26 protein-coding genes are annotated in these 20,065 nt (G+C 41.8%); 12 read left to right on the top strand and 14 right to left on the bottom strand.

The features are described 5' to 3' along the window. The first annotated feature begins 106 nt into the window (after window positions 1–106). Window positions 107–1,087, top strand: coding sequence for an aldo/keto reductase (locus MKY10_RS08260; RefSeq protein ID WP_044052673.1), 981 nt, complete (start codon window positions 107–109; stop codon window positions 1,085–1,087). 275 nt (window positions 1,088–1,362) lie between these two features. On the opposite strand, the gene MKY10_RS08255 is transcribed toward MKY10_RS08260, so the two are convergent. Together MKY10_RS08255 and MKY10_RS08250 are read right to left on the bottom strand one after the other, a co-directional pair. After that, a complete protein-coding gene (locus MKY10_RS08255) occupies window positions 1,363–2,679 on the bottom strand; it encodes a citrate:proton symporter (protein WP_046381217.1) in 1,317 nt (438 codons plus the stop codon). 114 nt (window positions 2,680–2,793) lie between these two features. After that, complete coding sequence (locus tag MKY10_RS08250) at window positions 2,794–3,663, bottom strand: LysR family transcriptional regulator (RefSeq protein ID WP_015251604.1); 870 nt, start codon at window positions 3,661–3,663, stop codon at window positions 2,794–2,796. A gap of 144 nt (window positions 3,664–3,807) precedes the next feature. Between MKY10_RS08250 and MKY10_RS08245 the strand changes: the two genes are divergently transcribed. Beyond that, on the top strand, window positions 3,808–4,911 hold the full coding sequence (locus tag MKY10_RS08245; RefSeq protein WP_019712533.1) for a 2-methylaconitate cis-trans isomerase PrpF family protein: 1,104 nt from the start codon (window positions 3,808–3,810) through the stop codon (window positions 4,909–4,911). Between the two features lie 272 nt (window positions 4,912–5,183). Here the strand turns inward: MKY10_RS08245 and csn are convergent, their stop codons facing one another. Beyond that, window positions 5,184–6,017: a chitosanase gene (csn, locus tag MKY10_RS08240; protein ID WP_003229851.1), complete on the bottom strand. Its 834-nt coding sequence runs from the start codon at window positions 6,015–6,017 to the stop codon at window positions 5,184–5,186. 442 nt (window positions 6,018–6,459) lie between these two features. Here csn and MKY10_RS08235 point away from each other — a divergent pair, with 442 nt between their 5' ends. Together MKY10_RS08235 and MKY10_RS08230 are read left to right on the top strand one after the other, a co-directional pair. Then, the gene (locus MKY10_RS08235; protein WP_003229850.1) at window positions 6,460–6,723 is read left to right on the top strand and encodes a CD3324 family protein; all 264 of its coding nucleotides are present in this window, start codon (window positions 6,460–6,462) and stop codon (window positions 6,721–6,723) included. Between the two features lie 136 nt (window positions 6,724–6,859). After that, complete coding sequence (locus tag MKY10_RS08230) at window positions 6,860–7,675, top strand: alpha/beta hydrolase (RefSeq protein WP_003229849.1); 816 nt, start codon at window positions 6,860–6,862, stop codon at window positions 7,673–7,675. 407 nt (window positions 7,676–8,082) lie between these two features. On the opposite strand, the gene MKY10_RS08225 is transcribed toward MKY10_RS08230, so the two are convergent. The 4 genes from MKY10_RS08225 to MKY10_RS08210 form a co-directional block, all read right to left on the bottom strand. Beyond that, window positions 8,083–8,439 carry an SH3 domain-containing protein gene (locus MKY10_RS08225; protein ID WP_004398671.1) on the bottom strand — a complete coding sequence of 119 codons (357 nt, stop codon included), beginning with the start codon at window positions 8,437–8,439 and terminating at the stop codon, window positions 8,083–8,085. 52 nt (window positions 8,440–8,491) lie between these two features. Next, complete coding sequence (locus tag MKY10_RS08220) at window positions 8,492–8,851, bottom strand: SH3 domain-containing protein (RefSeq protein ID WP_004399021.1); 360 nt, start codon at window positions 8,849–8,851, stop codon at window positions 8,492–8,494. A gap of 271 nt (window positions 8,852–9,122) precedes the next feature. Beyond that, the gene (locus MKY10_RS08215; RefSeq protein WP_119123071.1) at window positions 9,123–9,224 is read right to left on the bottom strand and encodes a hypothetical protein; all 102 of its coding nucleotides are present in this window, start codon (window positions 9,222–9,224) and stop codon (window positions 9,123–9,125) included. Between the two features lie 142 nt (window positions 9,225–9,366). Continuing rightward, window positions 9,367–9,753 (bottom strand): VOC family protein, encoded by a 387-nt coding sequence (locus tag MKY10_RS08210; protein ID WP_004398984.1) that lies wholly within the window; start codon window positions 9,751–9,753, stop codon window positions 9,367–9,369. 248 nt (window positions 9,754–10,001) lie between these two features. Between MKY10_RS08210 and MKY10_RS08205 the strand changes: the two genes are divergently transcribed. Genes MKY10_RS08205 through MKY10_RS08185 form a run of 5 tightly spaced genes read left to right on the top strand, consistent with a single transcriptional unit; the run spans window position 10,002 to window position 12,319 of the window. Then, on the top strand, window positions 10,002–10,247 hold the full coding sequence (locus MKY10_RS08205; RefSeq protein ID WP_003229845.1) for a spore coat protein F-like protein YraG: 246 nt from the start codon (window positions 10,002–10,004) through the stop codon (window positions 10,245–10,247). A gap of 17 nt (window positions 10,248–10,264) precedes the next feature. Beyond that, complete coding sequence (locus MKY10_RS08200; protein WP_009967868.1) at window positions 10,265–10,633, top strand: spore coat protein; 369 nt, start codon at window positions 10,265–10,267, stop codon at window positions 10,631–10,633. Between the two features lie 18 nt (window positions 10,634–10,651). Then, window positions 10,652–11,788 (top strand): zinc-dependent alcohol dehydrogenase, encoded by a 1,137-nt coding sequence (locus MKY10_RS08195; protein ID WP_003229843.1) that lies wholly within the window; start codon window positions 10,652–10,654, stop codon window positions 11,786–11,788. Window positions 11,789–11,806: 18 nt separating this feature from the next. After that, window positions 11,807–12,004, top strand: a complete 198-nt coding sequence (locus MKY10_RS08190) for a hypothetical protein (RefSeq protein ID WP_003229842.1) — start codon at window positions 11,807–11,809, stop codon at window positions 12,002–12,004. Window positions 12,005–12,019: 15 nt separating this feature from the next. Next, window positions 12,020–12,319 carry a spore coat protein gene (locus tag MKY10_RS08185; protein WP_003246006.1) on the top strand — a complete coding sequence of 100 codons (300 nt, stop codon included), beginning with the start codon at window positions 12,020–12,022 and terminating at the stop codon, window positions 12,317–12,319. A gap of 262 nt (window positions 12,320–12,581) precedes the next feature. Here MKY10_RS08185 and adhR read toward each other — a convergent pair whose 3' ends face one another. After that, window positions 12,582–13,004 (bottom strand): aldehyde stress transcriptional regulator AdhR, encoded by a 423-nt coding sequence (gene adhR, locus MKY10_RS08180; protein ID WP_004398725.1) that lies wholly within the window; start codon window positions 13,002–13,004, stop codon window positions 12,582–12,584. 182 nt (window positions 13,005–13,186) lie between these two features. Between adhR and MKY10_RS08175 the strand changes: the two genes are divergently transcribed. The 3 genes from MKY10_RS08175 (at window position 13,187) to yraA (ending at window position 15,201) form a co-directional block, all read left to right on the top strand. Further along, on the top strand, window positions 13,187–13,381 hold the full coding sequence (locus MKY10_RS08175) for a carboxymuconolactone decarboxylase (RefSeq protein WP_003229839.1): 195 nt from the start codon (window positions 13,187–13,189) through the stop codon (window positions 13,379–13,381). A 130-nt stretch (window positions 13,382–13,511) separates the two neighbouring features. Next, window positions 13,512–14,561, top strand: a complete 1,050-nt coding sequence (gene adhA, locus MKY10_RS08170; RefSeq protein WP_019712532.1) for a formaldehyde dehydrogenase AdhA — start codon at window positions 13,512–13,514, stop codon at window positions 14,559–14,561. Between the two features lie 130 nt (window positions 14,562–14,691). Continuing rightward, window positions 14,692–15,201 carry a cysteine protease YraA gene (gene yraA / locus MKY10_RS08165; RefSeq protein ID WP_003229836.1) on the top strand — a complete coding sequence of 170 codons (510 nt, stop codon included), beginning with the start codon at window positions 14,692–14,694 and terminating at the stop codon, window positions 15,199–15,201. 41 nt (window positions 15,202–15,242) lie between these two features. Here yraA and sacC read toward each other — a convergent pair whose 3' ends face one another. The 6 genes from sacC to levD all read right to left on the bottom strand — a co-directional run bounded on the left by sacC (window position 15,243) and on the right by levD (window position 20,035). After that, entirely contained in the window at window positions 15,243–17,252 is a 2,010-nt protein-coding gene (gene sacC, locus MKY10_RS08160; protein WP_236833399.1) for a levanase, read from the bottom strand. Continuing rightward, window positions 17,185–17,352: a hypothetical protein gene (locus MKY10_RS08155; RefSeq protein WP_119123072.1), complete on the bottom strand. Its 168-nt coding sequence runs from the start codon at window positions 17,350–17,352 to the stop codon at window positions 17,185–17,187. The genes sacC and MKY10_RS08155 overlap by 68 nt, the downstream gene beginning before the upstream one ends. Window positions 17,353–17,432: 80 nt before the next feature. Next, entirely contained in the window at window positions 17,433–18,260 is an 828-nt protein-coding gene (levG, locus tag MKY10_RS08150) for a PTS fructose transporter subunit IID (RefSeq protein WP_003229834.1), read from the bottom strand. A 20-nt stretch (window positions 18,261–18,280) separates the two neighbouring features. After that, complete coding sequence (gene levF / locus MKY10_RS08145; RefSeq protein WP_003229833.1) at window positions 18,281–19,090, bottom strand: PTS fructose transporter subunit IIC; 810 nt, start codon at window positions 19,088–19,090, stop codon at window positions 18,281–18,283. A 16-nt stretch (window positions 19,091–19,106) separates the two neighbouring features. Then, entirely contained in the window at window positions 19,107–19,595 is a 489-nt protein-coding gene (gene levE, locus MKY10_RS08140; protein ID WP_004399158.1) for a PTS fructose transporter subunit IIB, read from the bottom strand. After that, window positions 19,595–20,035 (bottom strand): PTS fructose transporter subunit IIA, encoded by a 441-nt coding sequence (levD, locus tag MKY10_RS08135; RefSeq protein ID WP_003246144.1) that lies wholly within the window; start codon window positions 20,033–20,035, stop codon window positions 19,595–19,597. The genes levE and levD overlap by 1 nt, the downstream gene beginning before the upstream one ends. Window positions 20,036–20,065 lie beyond the last annotated feature (30 nt).

Genomic DNA, 20,065 nt, shown 5'->3' with positions numbered 1-20,065 from the left:
TGCTTTACATTTGCTTCGTCTTTTTAATCGTAACAAAGAGCAAACAATTGTTGAATCAATTGTATTGCAGCTGTTGCCAAAAATAATGATAAAGGAGAGGTTTGTTGTGGAGTATACCTATTTAGGGAGAACAGGATTGCGGGTGAGCCGTTTATGTTTAGGCACGATGAATTTTGGAGTTGATACAGACGAAAAGACTGCGTTCCGTATCATGGATGAAGCGCTTGATAACGGCATCCAATTTTTTGATACTGCCAATATTTACGGCTGGGGCAAAAACGCAGGATTGACAGAGAGCATCATTGGAAAATGGTTTGCACAAGGAGGACAGCGCCGCGAAAAAGTTGTTCTGGCGACAAAAGTATATGAACCGATTTCTGATCCGAATGACGGGCCAAATGATATGAGGGGCTTGTCTCTATACAAAATCAGACGTCATCTGGAAGGATCACTGAAGCGGCTTAAGACAGATCATATCGAATTGTACCAAATGCATCATATCGATAGGCGGACACCGTGGGATGAGATATGGGAAGCTTTTGAGACTCAGGTTCGCTCCGGCAAAGTAGACTATATTGGATCCAGTAATTTTGCAGGCTGGCATTTAGTTAAAGCGCAAGCTGAAGCTGAAAAACGGCGATTCATGGGACTCGTCACTGAACAGCATAAGTATAGTTTATTAGAACGAACAGCTGAGATGGAAGTGCTGCCGGCTGCACGGGATCTTGGTTTAGGAGTAGTGGCGTGGAGTCCCCTTGCAAGAGGGCTTCTTGGCGGGAAGGCATTGAAAAGCAATGTCGGAACTCGTACAGCAAAAAGAGCAGATTTAATTGAAAAACATCGTTTGCAACTCGAGAAATTTTCAGATTTATGCAAAGAACTAGGAGAAAAAGAAGCAAATGTGGCTTTGGCATGGGTGCTGGCAAATCCAGTTTTAACTGCGCCGATCATCGGACCACGAACGGTTGAGCAGCTGCGTGATACGATAAAAGCCGTTGAAATCAGTCTGGATAAGGAGATTCTCCGCATGTTAAATGATATCTTTCCCGGACCTGGAGGAGAGACACCTGAGGCATACGCCTGGTGATACATTCATTACTCAATACTGACATTTTTCTTAAATATTTATACTGAACTATCATATTAAGAAAGACAAGAGCATGTTTGTCTCTTGTCTTTTCCACATCATGCTGAAAATGCTGGCTAAACATCGACAAAAATGCTGCCACTTCTAAAAAAGAACCCTAAACAATAGAGTAACTGGAGAGACAACTGGCTTGATCAGCTTGGGACCCCTTTCAGCTGTATTTAAATCAATCAAACTAATGATTCATTGGCAGTCTAAATATTATTATTGTTTCTTTACAAAATAGTAATAGCCCCTGTAATGATTGCTAACAACGTAATAACTAATGATGTAATTACAGCCCACTTAACGGCAAACCTTTGAAATGATCCCAAGTCCATTTTAAGCATGCTTACTAACAGTAGTGTTGACGCAACTAATGGACTCATCAGATGAACCGGCTGCCCCATTATAGAAGCCCTTGCTATTTCTACTGGTTCTATACCATATGCTGAGGCAGCTTCTGCAAAGATAGGTACCATACCAAAGTAATATGCATCATTTGATAAAACAAAAGTAAACGGAATGCTAGTGAGTGCTACAATAATGGGGAAAAACTCTCCCATTGATGAGGGGATGATGGATACCAATGATCCTGCTATGGCATCCACCATCTTTGTCCCGGATAATATACCAGCAAATACTCCTGCTGAAAATACCAATAATACCACGGTTATGGCATTACCAGAATGCTCGGCGATTCGCTCCTTCTGCATTTTTACATTCGGATAATTTATAGTAAGGGCAAGAACAAAACCAATTAAAAATAAAACTGACGGATGCTTAGTTCCAAGCACAATAAACACCATGATACTTATAACGAGGAATAAATTAAGATATATTAAGCGTGGCCTTTTCAATTGTTCGCTCTCCAAAGTAGCAGCCATATAAGATTGAGAGCTGTCCTTTGTTATATGTCTAGGCTCTAATTGAACGATGCCTATTCGATTCCTCTCTTTCCTTCCCATTAGAAAAGCCAGAAATATCACACAAGCAATACCTCCAAGCATGGTCGGAAGTAATGACACAAAGAAATCTGAAGGATCCAATCCCAGCACTGAAATCGCTCTTGTAGCTGGTCCGCCCCATGGAGTCATTCCGCTAACGATACTCAACGACAGCATTGCTAATGTCGCCATAACCATGGGATTCATACCAATTCTTTTATACAAAGGTAACATTGCTGAGACTGTTATCATATAGGTTGTTGTACCGTCCCCATCTAAAGCGATAAGCATTGCCAAGACGGCAGACCCTATCGCTATTTTCACAGGGTCTCCCTTTACTATAGATAAAATTTTTTCTATTAGCGGATCAAATAAACCTGCATCAATTAAAATTCCGAAAAAAAGAATAGCAAACAATAGCAATGCCGCTGAACTTGCAACTGTTTGAATTCCTTCTAAAATCATGTCGCCAATACCCTTACCAAAACCTCCAATAAGAGCAAAAACAATGGGAGTGATGGTCAAGGCAACAATAGGCGAGACTTTCTTTGTCATTATTAATATTGTAAAAACAGTTACCATCGAAAAACCTAAAATAGTAAGCATATTACACCTCCAAGAATGCGCTTTCAAATGACTTTTGATTAACATATCTTATACGGTGTAATAAGTTAAATAAATATTTTTTTACTGTGTTTCAAAAAAAATTCTATCATAACTTTAAATGGTTACCATTTGTTCACCCTTTAAAAAATCAATGAATGCTTTAACGAGTTTGATTCCTAATGATTTTTGATCGTACATTAGCCAAGTATCTCTCATTAGAGGCTTACCCTTAGCATTATACAGTTCCATTGTGTACAAATGATCAGATTCCTGCAGGCAAATTTCTGGTGCTATGGAGTAACCAAGACCATGCTTTACCATCTCTTTGCAAGTCTCTTGTCGATCCACTTCCATTGCAATAATGGGGGCTTGTTTTAGATTCGTATGCATCCAATCTTCTATAATCGTTTTTAAAGAAGCATCCGTTTTATATTTGATAAAAGGTAAAAAAGGAAGTTGCTCTATCGTTATTGGTTTTTTTGAGATGATATGTAATTTTTCCCGTGTCAGCCGTTCCTCCACCCCTTTCCAGCGATGGCTTCCTCTCAGTATACCGACTTGTACAATACCAGCATCTAATAATTTCATGACATCTGTGCTCCAGCCTGTTTGTACACTATATTGGACATTAGGATACATAGTGGAAAATTCCCTTAATAACTTAGGGAGCTTATATTGAGCGAAATTGCTTGATACCCCCAGCCTTAGATGTCCTTGCACCTCTTTGCTTAGATTAGAGATATGATCTTTGGTATCTTGAAGTTCCTGTAGCATTCTTCTTGCATAAGCAACCAAGTGTTCTCCTTCCGCAGTAAAGGTAATTCCTTTATGCCTTTTGGTGAATAATTCAATTCCGAAAATCTCCTCAATCTTATTCAACCGATAAGTGATGGAAGGCTGTGATGTAAATAATCGTTCTGCTGTTTTTGTTACACTTTGTTCTTCGTGAAGAATTTTCAATAAAATCCAATCTTTCTCATCCATTTTCATCTTCCTTTCTAGTCCTTCTTTCACAATTATAAAAGTTTTTTTATCGAATATTAAGAAAACTTATATTTTATTTTTATTTTTTTACCTTCTACACTAAAAAACATAAAAAATACTACCTTTAAGATGAGGATGATGACGATGGTCAAGACGAATGTAACAATCATGAGAGGCGGAACAAGCAAAGGCGTTTTTTTCCACGAATCAGCCATGCCTAACAATAAAAACGAATGGGAGCCCTTTTTGCTTGATGTCATGGGAAGTCCTGATAAAAGACAAATAGATGGTTTGGGTGGCGGTAATTCCCTTACTAGTAAAGTGGCAATAATAAAGAAAGCATATACTTCGGATATTGATGTTCACTATACTTTCGGTCAAGTCAGCATTTCAGAAGAAAAAGTGGACTTTAAAGGGAACTGCGGAAATATCTCCGCTGCTGTTGGTCCATTTGCTATCGAAGAAGGACTTGTAAAAGCGACAGAACCAATGACTGCGGTAAGGATCCTGAATACCAATACGAATAAAATGATCATTGCGGAAGTAGAAGTGGAAGACGGTCAGGTCAAATATGACGGAGATGTTACGATATCTGGAGTACCTGGATCTGGATCTCCAATCTATTTAAACTTTCATGATGCCGCTGGTTCAGTTACCGGTCATTTATTGCCTACTGGAAATAGTTCGGAGTTTTTAGATACAAGTCAAGGCCAAATAGAGGTGTCTATTATCGACTATGCAAATCCATTAGTTTTTGTGGAAGCGAGCAGTATCGGCCTGGATGGAACGGAACTTGCAGAAGAATTTACTGATCTACAGTTGGCTCAATTTGAAGAATTAAGATCCATTGCGGCAGAGAAATGCGGCTTTGCCAGTCGATTTTCAGCTACAAAGTTATCGCCGGCTGTCCCCAAACTGGCTATAGTAGCAAAACCAGAGAAATATAAAGATAGTACAGGTGCTTGGCATTCAAGCGTTGAGATGGACTTACACATCAGGATGATGTCCATGCAAAAGCCACATCAAGCACTGGCTGTCACTGGAGCGATATGTACAACAAGAGCCCTTTCAGTGGAAGGTGCAATCCCTGCAAGAATAGCAAAAAACCACTCTACAAAGGTTCGGCTAGCTCATTCTTCTGGTATTATTGAAACAATGGTGGAGCCCACTGGTATAAAGATCGTCCGTACCGCACGACGTATTATGGACGGAACAGTTTATACGCATGGAGACTATCAAATGATGTAGATGGACTGTGCAAAAAGCCTCCCCCCTTTCCATCGTTAATAGATGGATTGAATGCGCCTTCTTGCACAGATCCATTGTAATCTTGCATGGCTTTAAAAAAGCCTCTATATTGTTTTTTATGAAATCGCCAAGGTCCTTTCATGTATCTGCCTCAAGCATGACATAATCATTATAGAGAAAATTGAATACTTTTTACTGCAAATAAAAAGATACCAACATCATTGGTATCTTTTAGATTGAGTTCATCTGCAGCGGTTTCTTTTCCTCACTGCTTATTTGATTACAAAATTACCGTACTCGTTTGAACGAACATGAATCGGTCCGTTTAGATTATAGTTGTTCTCCTTGGCGATAGAGCGAAGCACGTCCACACGGGCAACTGATTCTCTCCATTCGTCACGGGTGTCATGATTGGCCGGATTCATCAGATCGTCATAGCGTACGTCCAAGAATTTATTCAACCACTTCTTCTCGTCTATTCCGTCTTTAGGTGATCCGCCCGCTTTTTTGTTCGTACGTTTAATCAAGGCATAAAAAGAGTCAGGGTCATCACCATCGCCATGCTGAATAACCGTATCGTACATCACAGCTCTTGCCAATGCTGTTTTTAGTCCGGCATTATCCGATCGTTTCATGGCAGGCTGATAATACAAATGGTCATTTACTTTGTCTTGAGCGGCGCGAAATTCCTTATCATTTGCAAGCGACTTCCAGGCAGAAGCGAATCCCTTGAGATTGCTTGTATCATCGCTTTCTTCCTTGGCCAGACGGCGCAATTCAGGCAGATACTTTTTCAGTTTGTTATTCGGAACTGCCTTTGTGTATACTTCCACTACTTCCAATGCATCCCCGGTAGCCGTTGTAAAGCCTGCCCGTCCGCATGTATAGCCTCGCCCGTCATCCAATCGCTCTACATATCCATATTGGATCTCCGTTGTGCCGTTTTCAAAGATACTTGTCAGCTGTTCCGCCCGGCGCTTTTGATCTTTATTCAGTCCCGCCGCAAAAACCGTTTCGCTCATCATCAGGGTAAAAAACATGGTGAAAACAAGTAATGAGATCGCTGCTTTTTTCCAAAAATCTGCTTTTTGCATACTGATTTTCATTTCACTTCCCCTTTCTAAATATTGTAAATACAGACTCAGTATACATGAAGAAACTGCCCTATTGTTGAAAATACATCAATTTGTCAATATTTTGAATCTAAAGTAATATAGCTTGAATCTTACTCTATTCATTGCCAATCAGCCTTAGCCCCTCTCACTGGGAAGGTCCCTTGATTTTCATACTGCTTCAACTTTCATTAACAAGATGCCATAAGGCTTTACTCTATTTTATAATGGAAGTGATCATCGAAAATCGTTAGGGAGGTGATGTAATGGCAAGCAAGATGAGAATGCCAGATTCCGCAACGTCCCATGCAAAGCCTACTATTGGGAAGGCGATACTTTGCATGGGGTAGACTTTCTAAAAGATCGCCCAAGTAAGCTTTTCTGATATAGTGGCTTTGCACCTTATTTGACATAAAAAAATAAGGAGCTGGCAGAAATGGCATATGTAAAAGCAACCGCTATTTTACCTGAAAAGCTGATATCGGAAATTCAAAAGTATGTTCAAGGAAAAACAATATATATCCCTAAACCTGAATCCTCTCATCAAAAATGGGGTGCGTGTTCAGGAACAAGAAAGCTGATCGATGACAGAAACGCTTCTATTAAAAAAGCATTTAAAAACGGCAAAACCATTCATCAATTATCTGATGAATATCACCTCTCTATTGAAACAATAAAAAAAATTGTCTACTCTAAATAAACAAAACGGAAGCACTGATAAAAAATAATCAGTGCTTTTTATATGGCGAGTTTGTTTCTTAGTTATTTCCTGCATATGATACCATTGGCCAATTGTGTAAAGTTAAGGGAGATGAGAAGAAAGGAAGGTCCTACAAATGACGATAAACAATGGAACGTTGCAAGTACCCGGCGCGAACATCCACTATCAGGTGCGTGGCTCTGGTCCAATCATTCTTTTGGTCCACGGAGGAGGCGGTGATGCCGACAAGTTCCATCATGTTGCCAATCATCTGGCTAACTGGTACACGGTTGTTACTTATGATCGCCGCGGCCATTCCCGCAGCAATCTCGCCAATCAGATTGAGGGTTACCGTGTGGAAACACACAGTGACGATGCTCACCGTCTTCTAGCCAAAATCACCAATAAGCCGGCCTATGTATTTGGAAGCAGCTCCGGGGCTGTTATCGGGCTTGATCTGTGCATACGCCATCCCGAACAAGTACATGTCATGATCCCACACGAACCAATCTTATTGCAGCTTCTGCATGGAAATGAGCTGAAACAAGCCGAGCAATTCATGGAAGACCTTAAGAAAAATCATCGAAGTGAAGTCATTAAATTAATGTCAAGATTAGAGACAGACGAACAATCAAAGGCTGTCCTGACAAAGCGGCTTCTCGGCAATTCAACGTATTTCACTGAGTATGAAATTCAAGGAATTCTCAGCTATACATTAGATTTCGAAGCATTAAAAACTGTGTTTACATCTTCACCGATGAAGATACTCCCAGCTGGCGGAAGTGCTTCTCGGGAGCTTTTTCCTTATCGTTGCGCGAACGCCCTAGCGGAACAATTGGAAACAGAATGGGTTGAATTCCCCGGAAATCATACGGGGTACACAATGTACCATAAAGAATTTTCTGAGAGGTTACACGACATGTTAGAAAAAGAAAAGAAACATACGTGTTAAGGATTGATTAAAATTTTCAAAATAGGACAGGTGAAACTAACTATGGAATTGGAGAAGATTTCACGAAGCGTAAAAAGAACTTTTCACTAACGAGAACGCAATGTGAGATGTTTAACCAAAGTGATATTAGGGATTTCATCGAAAAATAGGTTTGTACATTACGTTCTCCTATTGATTATTTCCTATCTTAATTCCGTATTTTATACCATTAGATACAACTCTAAAGCGGCTCGTTATTTTGTCCTCAACAACAACCAGTGTCTAACATCATGAATCTCTTTTGAAAATCACCACAAATGCAGGTATGGAAGACTTCATCGCAGCAAAAACCATACCAACTATTGTTGTTGGTATGGTTCGTCCTAGATAGGCCCTTAAGAAGAGATTCTATTGTACGGAGTATTTAGCTAATTGCATTTGTAACCGACAGGGCCGTCTGAACCTGTGTACACATATGTGTCAGACACATATCCAATATTCACGACACCCCGGGAATCTTTCCACTGGATTTGGTCCCAGATATTACTCGTTCCATACTTCCCTGTAACAGTCGTTCCATAAGCGTAACAATAATAAGGAACACGGGAGCCACTCGGAATGGAAAGCATAATAGGATAATTTGTACCAGGACCGCTGCGCATATTGACAGGCGCACCGCTGCTTGTTGAGACAGTAAAGTACTGAACGGCAAGTGCCTGACTGGAAAAAATGAATAAAGATGCAATCATCACGGTTAACATACTCAGCATTTTCAGTTTAGTCAATGTCATCCCTCTTTCTTCAATTCCTTCATTTTAAGAAACGATAGAACATAGGCTACCAGCTGCATTTAGGAACAACCGGACCGTCTGAGCCTGTATACATATATGTATCAGAGACAAATCCAGGAACGATCTCCCCGCTGGCAAGCGTCCGCTCTGTGTAATTCCAAATATTGCTCGTTCCATACTTTCCAGTTACAGTTGTACCGGTTTTGTAGCAATAGATCGGGATGCGGGTTCCGCTCGGAATGGTCGTTACAATTCCCCAACTTGTACCTGGGCCGCTGCGCATGTTGACAGGAGCACCGCTGCTTGTTGAAACCGTATAATACTGAGCCGCAAGTGCATGGCTAGAAAAAATGAACACAGATGCAATCATCACCGTTAGCATACTTAGCCTCTTTAACTTATTCACCTTATACCCTCCCCTTATAAATGCCGTACGTTTGACTTTCTTACATCCAGTTAAGGATTTACTTTCAGATACCATGCCCCCTCCCCTCCCATATATTTATCAATGTACCATAAACTAGATCTTTCAAAAGTGGAATTATTCCTATGTTTTCGACAATTAAGGATACAAAATAAATGGTAGTCAGGCTTGATATTGATGGTGTGTTACATTTGGCTCTTAATCATTTGTCCAGTCGGTAATCACGATTGACAATCAGGAAAAAGGACATGGATCAAGCGGCTTCGTTTCCACCAATTAACTCAATCAGTGTACTGCTTCCTTGTATCCACGCTTCTTCTCGATTCATAGATACTCCACCTTTTTCACCAATCAAAAACGGACACCATACAAATCAGCGTAAATGCTGCAAGTTCAGTGTCCGCAACCTATTATGACTTTGCTTTCTTTTACCAGGGCGTGTAAAAATGATTAGGTACGTTATCAAACGTTATTCTATGATTTTGCGAGTCAAAAAATCATAACATTTTATATATTTCAATCAGATTATGATCTGGATCTCTGAAGTGAGCAACTCGGGCACTCCATTCCTTGCGATCATGCGGTTTATTCTCACATTTAACTCCTTTTTCGTGTAAATCGTCATACGTTTTATCAACATCTTCTACCTTAAACTGAAGCAAAAATTTTGATTGAGCTTCTCCTTCCAAGGACTTTTTTTCCTCTCCAACGATTTCAGCCATCGTTTCTCGAGATAAAAGCTCTATTTTCGTTTCCCCATTATCAAAGAGTGCATATTCCATTTCATTCTCTAACCAACTTATTGGAAGTCCTAATGAATCTTTATAAAACTCGACGCTTTTCTTAAAATCATTCACCAACAGTCTAATTTGTAACAGCTTCATATCGAGTGCCTCCTATAAAACCATACTTTTACTGGTCATCCAATTTAATGATACCAAAGAAACCTGACAGCACTATGTCAAGTTTCCATACTTCACCCTTATTTCAGATTTAAGTGCAGTTTAGTCCATGTCATAAGAACGAGCAAAAACAGCGATTCTTAAAACAAAAAATGATACCGAGTGTATTTTCTGTATGCTTCAACTTCATTTCGGGAAATGTAACGTTGATAAAAGGAGGTTACATCAATATGGATCATCAAACATTGGCAGCTCATGAGGCTGTTGACTTACATGAAATCGTGAACTTTAAAACACTTTGTATAGCGAAATCAAAGTTAATGCAAGGGCTTGTGTTTGACCAAGAACTGAAGGACTTGATGGAAAAAGATGTACAGCAATCCATTCAAGACCTTACTGAATTACAAGCGGTTTATGAGCGTGCCTCATTTCAGGCCCCTGTCCCTCAAAGCCGCCCAACGCCAATCATCAATTGAAAGGAAGGTAAGCCTCTTTGAATAATGATCATTTAGACCCCATTAATTCGCTGAATGTGCCTGAACTAGCAGACACTACATTCGCGATGGATTTTCTTATACGAGCTAAGGAAGGCGTAAGGAATACTGCTGTAGCTTTGACAGAAACCGCTTCACCAGATGTAAGAGCACTGCTTCGGAAACAGCTGATGCAAGGAATTGCGATGCACCAAGAGATTACGGAACTGATGATCAGCAAAAAGTGGTTCCATCCATATGAGCTGAGCGAACAGTATAAGCTGGATCAGCTCTCTGCAAAAAACACGATCATGGTCGGCAATATGAACCTCTTTCCTGATGAAACAAATCGTAAAGGGATGTTTGACCGGACACCTGATGAACACTAACACTGGAGGTTTTACAGCATGAAGGCAGTAACGTATCAAGGCATTAAAAATGTTGTTGTCAAAGATGTCCCCGATCCAAAGATTGAAAAATCCGATGACATGATTATCAAAGTCACCAGTACAGCCATTTGCGGATCAGATTTACATTTAATCCATGGATTCATTCCGAATATGCAAGAAGACTATGTCATCGGCCATGAACCGATGGGAATCGTCGAAGAAGTTGGTTCTGGGGTGACTAAACTAAAAAAGGGAGATCGGGTAATTATTCCCTTTAATATAGCATGCGGGGAATGCTTTTTTTGTAAAAACCAGCTGGAAAGCCAATGTGATCAGTCTAATGACAATGGGGAAATGGGTGCTTATTTCGGCTATTCAGGGCAAACTGGCGGTTATCCAGGCGGGCAAGCTGAATATTTAAGAGTGCCGTTTGCGAATTTTACCCATTTTAAAATCCCTGAATCTTGTGAGGAACCCGATGAGAAATTAAGCGTGATTGCCGATGCCATGACCACCGGCTTTTGGAGTGTGGATAATGCCGGCGTAAAAAAAGGCGATACAGTTATCGTTCTCGGCTGCGGACCAGTCGGCCTGTTTGCTCAAAAGTTTTGTTGGCTAAAAGGCGCAAAACGCGTCATAGCAGTTGACTATGTAAACTATCGCTTACAGCATGCGAAACGTACAAACAAAGTAGAAATCGTTAATTTTGAAGACCATGAGAATACAGGGAATTATTTAAAGGAAATCACGAAAGGCGGAGCGGATGTAGTCATTGACGCTGTTGGGATGGATGGTAAAATGAGCGATCTCGAGTTCCTTGCCAGCGGCTTAAAGCTTCATGGCGGAACGATGAGTGCATTGGTCATTGCTTCCCAAGCTGTTCGCAAAGGAGGAACCATACAAATTACAGGTGTGTATGGAGGCAGATATAACGGTTTTCCGTTAGGAGATATTATGCAGCGAAACGTCAATATACGCTCTGGACAGGCTCCAGTGATCCACTATATGCCGTACATGTTTGAACTAGTATCGACAGGCAAAATTGATCCGGGAGATGTTGTCAGCCATGTCCTGCCGCTTAGTGAAGCCAAGCATGGCTATGACATTTTTGATTCAAAAATGGATGATTGTATCAAAGTTGTGTTAAAGCCTTAAAAAACGGAGGTTACAGAAATGGAATACGCCTTACACGAAGTGCTTGAGGTTCAGGAAATGACTGCATTTAAGACACTTTGTTTGACGAAATCTAAAACAATGAAAGCACTGGTATCTGATCCGAAGCTGAAAGAAATCATGCAGCAAGATGTTGATATCACCACACGCCAGTTGCAGGAATTTGCCTCTATTTTATCTAATGCAAAGCAAGAATGAGGAGATGAATAAATCATGAATCCTATCATAGAATATCTGACTGGCATGAATGTTCTAACAGACCAAATCATTGCTATGGACTTATTAATTTCAGCAAAGAACGGAGTCAGAAATTATGCGATGGCAGCCACTGAAGCCGGAACGCCTGAAGTAAAAGAGGTCCTTATCCGCCATTTGGAAGAAGCACTCGATATGCACGAACAACTCTCAAGCTATATGATGGAAAAAGGCTGGTACCATCCTTGGAACCCTGACGAACAAGTCAAGCTGAATTTAAAAAATATTGATACAGCCATTCAATTGCCAACCCTTTAACATACAATGACTGATTTGCTGAGGAACAGTATTGATTGGCCACAACTGTTCCTCAGCTTCAAAATGAGCACTGTTTGTTCGGGTCCTATGACCGTAAATAGATTAACCGCTTTTCTCCATCTGATCTCCGATAATGTTTGCAAATTCTCCAATCCAAATAAGGAATCGTAACCACCTCTTTTTATGCGATCTCTTGATGGAGAAAACAGGCCAGAAACAAAATCCTTCGTTTTTGACCTGCCCTCTTCACACGCAAAGAATGCTACCTTCTTTGCTCCACTGATCCGTGAAGACTTTCCGTTTTAGGCCTGCTTTTGAGCTTTGCCTCATTTTCACGCAATTTCCCATCATAATCTTTAATTTTTGTGTCTAATCTCTTAATTGTTTCATCAATTTCTTTCCGCTTCTCTATCAGCCGCTGTCGTTCGTCAGCCAGGATATTTTTTCGAGCTTCTACCGTACGGTCACCTTCGGTAAATAATGTTGTATATTCAATTAGCGCTTCTATCGATAGTCCCGCATTTCGCATGCATTTAATGAATTCAATCCATTTGATATCTTCTTCATCATAGTCGCGAATGCCGCTGTCTTTTCGTTTTACAGGCGGGATTAATCCTACACGTTCGTAATATCGGAGTGTTGCGGCTGTCAGGCCAAACTGCTTTGCCACCTGAGCAATATTCATGATCTTCACCTCTCTATCCTGTATGTTGTGAAGGTAACACTTAAAGTTAACTTTAAGTCAAGCTCAAAACAAGTGGTTAGCTGCTGAATCTGGGTTTATATATTCGGGACTTGCCTTAAAGCACACTTTAAACTCTATACTTCTCCATGCACTAAAAACAGTGTAGTTGGAGGGATTGCTGAATGGCAAATAAACACACTGCCGGAAGAGAACAATTAGGAGAATTTGCGCCAAAGTTTGCTGAACTTCATGATGATGTTCTATTCGGTGACATTTGGGCAAGAGAAGAAGAACTTTCATCCCGGGATCGCAGCATGATTACAGTTTCTGCATTAATTACTGACTGTTTCTCAGCTTATAAATCAGGTTCATTTTAAATGGTTTTTTTAAAAAACCCTTGCCTTAAAGCAGACTTTAAGGTTTATCGTTATGTTGAAGACACCATAAAACATAAATAAGTGCATGTTTTTATTTACAACACTTATGATGAAGAAAGGATAGGTTCGTATGTGTAATCAACATCAAACCCGTGTATTAAGCGTGTCACATGCAAAAGCCAAATTTGAACAAACGACGATTGAGCGAAGAGGATTACGGCCGCACGATGTCTTAATCGATATTAAATTCAGCGGCATTTGCCATTCAGACATTCATAGCGCTTTTGATGAATGGGGCGGTGGCATCTTCCCAATGGTGCCTGGACATGAAATAGCCGGTGTTGTAACAGCCGTTGGAACAAAAGTCACCAAGTTGGCTGTCGGGGACCGCGTTGGTGTCGGCTGTTTTGTTGACTCTTGCGGAGAATGCGAATACTGTCTCAACGCAGAGGAACAATTCTGCACGAAGGGTGTTGTTCAAACGTATAACTCAGTAGACTACGACGGAAACCCCACTTATGGCGGGTACAGCCAAAAAATCGTTGTCACTGACAGATTTGTTGTTCGCATACCAGATCGTTTGGAAATGGATGTTGCCAGTCCGCTGTTGTGTGCAGGTATCACAACGTATTCCCCGCTGAAACACTGGAATGTTGGCCCTGGTAAAAAGGTTGCGATTGTAGGCGTAGGTGGCCTTGGACATTTGGCAATTCAATTTGCACATGCGATGGGTGCAGAAGTAACCGTCCTGAGCCGTTCCATGAATAAGAAAGAGGAAGCTCTGGAACTCGGTGCAAATCATTACTTTGCAACAAGTGACCCAGCCACATTCACTGCATTGGCCGGGCGTTTTGACGTGATCTTAAATACGGTATCGGCAAATCTCGATGTAGATGCCTATTTATCAATGCTTCGTATAGACGGGACACTTGTAAACGTTGGAGCTCCTGCCAAGCCGGACACATACAGTGTGTTTTCCCTAATCATGGGGCGCCGCAGCATTGCAGGTTCTCTAGTCGGCGGAATTCAAGAAACTCAAGAGATGCTGGATTTCGCAGCTGAGCATGGCATCGAACCTAAAATCGAAGTCATCGGAGCTGACCAAGTGGACGAGGCATACGAACGTATCCTCCGAAGCGATGTCCGTTATCGATTTGTGATTGATATTTCCACATTGTAATAGGTTAGTCCTTATATGGGCTGCCGCTTTTATTGAAACTCACGAAAAATGATCTCTTTAAGCAAATATTTTGAAGGCCGGTCAATCTTCCTGTTATTCTATGAATAGAGAGTTATTAGGAGGGTTTTTTATGAGCAAAAAAATTGCAGTTCTTGTTACAGACCAATTCGAAGACATCGAATATACAAGTCCGGTAAAAGCATACGAAGAAGCTGGCTACAGTGTTGTGGCTATCGATTTGGAAGCCGGCAAAGAAGTTACCGGTAAGCATGGCGAGAAAGTAAAGATTGACAAAGCCATCTCTGATGTGGATGCAAGTGACTTTGATGCACTTTTAATTCCTGGGGGATTCTCTCCGGATTTGCTTCGTGCAGATGACCGTCCGGGTGAATTCGCAAAAGCATTTGTCGAAAACAAAAAACCTGTTTTCGCAATTTGCCACGGCCCGCAAGTACTGATTGATACGGATCTTCTAAAAGGCAAAGATATCACAGGCTACCGCAGCATCCGCAAAGATTTAATCAATGCCGGTGCAAACTACAAAGATGCAGAAGTAGTCGTCAGCCACAACATTGTCACAAGCAGAACACCTGATGATTTGGAAGCATTTAACCGCGAATCTTTAAACTTGTTAAAATAACAAGAAGGCACAGACTGTTCGGGTCTGTGCCTTTTTTAAAATTAAGACTCCTTCGTTACATTCTGAAAGACAGCAGTCGCGTCCCACACATTCAAGCCAAATTGGCCTTCTGAAAATACGGAATCATGTGCATCAATCACAAGACGATCATCTAAATAGATTTTAAAGCGATCGCCCTCGGCCTCTGTTTTCAGATGATACTTTTTATTAACGTCTATCGGTGCTTTGTATTCAGCAATGACAGAAGCAGCACCGTTCTCAAATTTAAAGAATTTCACTAGGTCATGCTTCGCATCCACATTGGCAAGGTAACCGTTTTTGGCATCTTTGTCAGAGCGAAACATTAGTGCTCCTGCCCCTCTTCCGTTTCCATCCTTAATGGTGATATCAGATTCATAAGTGAAGTCTGACCCGGATGCTGAAGACAAGATAAAGGAATCGCCGTCCGACCTCCCTTGTTTCCCCTCAATTGTGTCTGCCCACGTGCCATTTACAGTCGTCCAGCCAGTCATATTGGACATAAAAGGTGTCGTTCCCCATACCTTTTTTAAAGGGTGTATCGTTAAAGATTTTACCTTTACACCGCCATTTGCAGCATATAATTCAAGCCCTTTGCTTGATCGGTCTGGGAGAATAATATCCGTTATGACCTGCTTTCCGTCATTCCCAAATACTTCAACCGAGGAGCGGTCAACAAAAATGCGCAACTTAACCTTCCCATTTACCGGCTTCAACGGGGCTGTTTCTTTTCCGGTGTTAAAGGCCGGATTAAAGGTGTCGTTGCCTGACTCGCTCCGGTCAACGAACAATTTGGCGTTCCTTCGGTCATAGCCGACCTTCGTAAATTGATTTTCACCTGTTCGGACCTTAAAACCAAATTCAGCAGCTGAACCAGGGCTTACTTTAAATTCTGCATTTATTTCATAGGCATCTCCAGATTGCCCCGCTAACACATTATGACTTGCAGGCGATATGGTCAGATTCTTCCACTTCTTAGAGGTTCCGCGAATGGTTTCCAGCTCTTTCACCGGTGTTTGGACCACTCTAACCCCTTCGGTAAACGCTTTCAATTTTAACTCTCTTGGAATGGACGTTGCACTTCTCCATGGGGATGTCGGAACATCATTCGCATATTGCCAATTGCTCATCCACCCTAACCATAGCCGGCGGCTGTCTGTGGATGGAATATCAGACCAGGATACAGCCGCATAAAAGTCTCTGCCGTAATCCGTCCAGAGAACTTTGTTTGGCGGGTTTTCATTTTTAAAATGAGTTCCATCAAAGTCCCCTACAAAATATTGCATGCCTGATCCTCCCGAGACCGCTCCGTTTCCGACACTGACCTGCATGACCCATTTCTTTTGATTCGGATTGCCGTCTACCGGAAGCTCAAATAAATCCGGGCATTCCCATACTCCCCCGTGGCTTCCTTGATCCTGTCCAAATTCACTTGCATACGTCCACTGCTTCAGATTTTTTGATGTATAAATGAGGATTCGGTCACCGGCCGCAAGCACCATCACCCACTTTTTTTCTTTCTCATACCAAAAGACTTTTGGATCGCGAAAATCTTTTTTACCCGGGTTTGGAATGACAGGGTTGCCAGCGTACTTCGTCCATGTTCTTCCTTTGTCGTTGCTATAGGCAATACTTTGCACTTGATGGCCTTCCCGATCCTGTGTATAAATGGCCACAAGCGGCTTCTCTTTGCCTGTTTGAAAACCGCTTGTGTTATTTTTATCTACAACTGCGCTTCCAGAAAAGATCGTGCCTTTTTCATCCGGATACAGCGCAACAGGAAGGTGTTCCCATGTAACCAAATCTTTGCTGACGGCATGCCCCCAATGCATGGGCCCCCACTGAAGCCCGTATGGATGGTATTGATAGAACAAGTGATATTCCCCAGCATAATATACCATTCCGTTTGGGTCATTCATCCAGTTTGCCTCCGGTGTGAAGTGATATTGAGGACGGTAATCCTCATCATAGTAGCTTGAATCGGCTGCATCTGCCGAAAATGCCATAGTCAACAGCAGGGTGAACATGATCATGACTTGAATCAGTCTCTTTTTCATTTGTTCCTTCGCTCCTCTCTTCATGTTTGAACACTTTCAAGAGAGACTGCTGCGCAAGCTGGTCCGTTTCTGGCAATTCTCCTCTGTTTCACTGTTATCCGAATGATTTATATATGAAAAGACTGCTGCAGTTTCTCTCTCTTTCCTTCACACACCTTATGCTAAGAATCCAGCCCAATACCCGAGAATCCCGATGACAAAGATGCCGCAAATAATGAGAAGTGGATTCACCCCTTTGCGAAGCATCCATGCCACCAATAACGTTAATCCGAGAGGCAGCGCCCCCGGCATAATGCTATCTAGCACGTTTTGTACCGTTTGAACATCTACTTTTCCGCTTTCATCCTTAATCCTGGATACAACGATTGGAATGTTGATGGTGGTCCATTTGGACACGAGAGCCCCCATAACAAATAACCCGAGAATCGAAGCGCCCTCTGTAAGCTTTTGAATGCGATTCCCCGCTAAATCCTGAAGAATCTCCATTCCTTTCACATAGCCATACTTTAATCCGTAATATTTTGTGCTTAATCTTATGGCATTCAGCAAGAAAAAGAATAGCAAAGGACCGGCAATGTTTCCTCCTAAAGCAAGGGAGGCTCCTAGCGCAGCTAAGACAGGACGAATCGTTCCCCAAAAAATTGGATCGCCTACGCCCGCTATTGGTCCCATCAAACCGATTTTCATTCCGCTTATCGCTTTTCCGTCAATTCCTTTATTGTTCGCCATTTCTTCTTCCATGGCTGCCGTCACGCCAAATATAGGCGCTGTCAGCCACGGATGTGTATTAAACCATTCCAAATGCCGCTGTAAGGCTTCGTTTCTTTTCGCTCCGGGACCGTACAATTTTTTGATCGCCGGTATCATGACATAACAATATCCCATTGCCTGCACACGTTCGAAGTTAAAGGAACCGAGTAAAAAATTTGAACGAATAAACATGCTGAAAATTTCTTTCTTCGTTAATCGTTTTTCTTTCTCCATTTTTTCTTCCCCCTCATCGTTTAGGCATCAAGATCATCATCATCGTCATCATAAACAGCAACACTGCCACTGTCTGATGCGGCCGCGACTGCTCCGTGAGCGCTTTGTTTTTGCATCACCTGCTGGTATAAAAGCGCCAGACAGAGACCAAGGGCTCCAAATCCCACTAAGTTAAAATCGGTAAACGCCGCTAATAAGAAACCAATATAGAAAAATGGCTTTAAATAAGGAATATTCATCATATTGATCACCATGGCATACCCGACAACCACAATAATGCCTCCGCCTATTTGCAGTCCTTTTGTAATGACATCAGGAATATTTCCCAGGAACGCCTGAACAGCGCTGACACTAATTAAAGCAACAATCAATGTAGGAATCATGACGCGCAAAGCTTGAAACACCATCGCGGTAATATGCATAATTTCAATTCCTTTTATATTTCCCGCTTTTGCATATTGATCAGCGCGGTGGATGAAAAAGACAGTGATCGTCCGAACAAAAATCGTCAGCGCCTGACCCGCAGCTGCTAAAGCAACAGCGACAGCAATCCCTTCGCCAATTCCTTGATCAGCGGTAATAACTAAAATGGTTGAGATGACAGAGGCGATCGCTGTATCAGGTGCCATGGCAAGCCCGACGTTCATCCAGCCGAGCGCCATCAGCTCCAGTGTGCCTCCAAGAATAATTCCCGTTTTTAAGTCCCCGAGCACCAAGCCAACCAACGTACAGGCCACTAGCGGCCGGTGTGTCTGCCCTTCATCCAATACACTTGCGATTCCGGTGATTGCTGCAATGATTAACAACAAAATAATTTGTAATGAAGACATATTCTCATCCCCTTGATTATTTTGTTACGTTCCGTAAAATCTGTACAAAATCCTCACTGGCATCTGAAGGCAGCTGCCTCAATTCCAGTTTCACGCCCTTGTCACTTAATGTTTCAAATGCCTTTATATCTTGTTCTGTGACACTGACTGATTTTGTGATTTGCCTGCGATGATTTTCAAAACGCATTCCCCCGACGTTTACGGTTTTGATCGGTACACCTGCTTCTATAAGAGATACAATATCGGACGGATTTTCAAACAAGAGCATTGCCGTTACCCCTTCGTAGCGCGGACTATGAAATGCTTTTGCCATTTTAGAAACCGAGACGGCACTCGCCTTTACATTTGAAGGCGCAACAGAAAGGATCAGCGTTTTTCTCATTTCGTCCTGAGCAATATCGTCGGAGACAACGATGATTCGGTCGGCTGCATGGACTTTTATCCACCTTGTCAGGATTTGGCCGTGAATAAAGCGGTCATCAATTCTTGCTAACACAATGTTCATCATAATTCATCCTCTCTTGTATCTTGATTGGCTGTTTTTACTTTTTCTAAATGTTCACTGCACACTTGAAAGCTTTGCTGACTCATTGCTTTTAAGTTGTTCAGCAAATCTTTGAGAGCCAGATGTTCTCTCAGGCTTAATACCTCCAGCAGAATCGGCAGGTTTACGCCGGCTGCCATATCCATTCTTTGATCCTCAGCAATAAAGGAAGCTGCCGCGTTATATGGCGTCCCTCCAAAAATATCGACTAAAAAAAGCACTTCATGTTCTTCCGGGATATCCTTGAGCGCCTGATGATATTTTTCTTGCAGCGTTTGTATTCCTTCCCCTTTAAAAAACGGCACTGCAATCAGGTTATTTTCTTCACCGAATATCATCCCTGAAGACTCTTTTAATGCTATGGGAAAATCTCCATGACCGCTGATAATAACTGAAATCATATCTATTGCTCCTTTCCTGTTTTGTACATC

The sequence above is a fragment of the Bacillus sp. FSL P4-0290 genome (assembly GCF_037975435.1).
Classification (GTDB): Bacteria; Bacillota; Bacilli; order Bacillales; family Bacillaceae; genus Bacillus; species Bacillus subtilis.
This window is presented reverse-complemented; position numbering and strand designations above follow the sequence as displayed.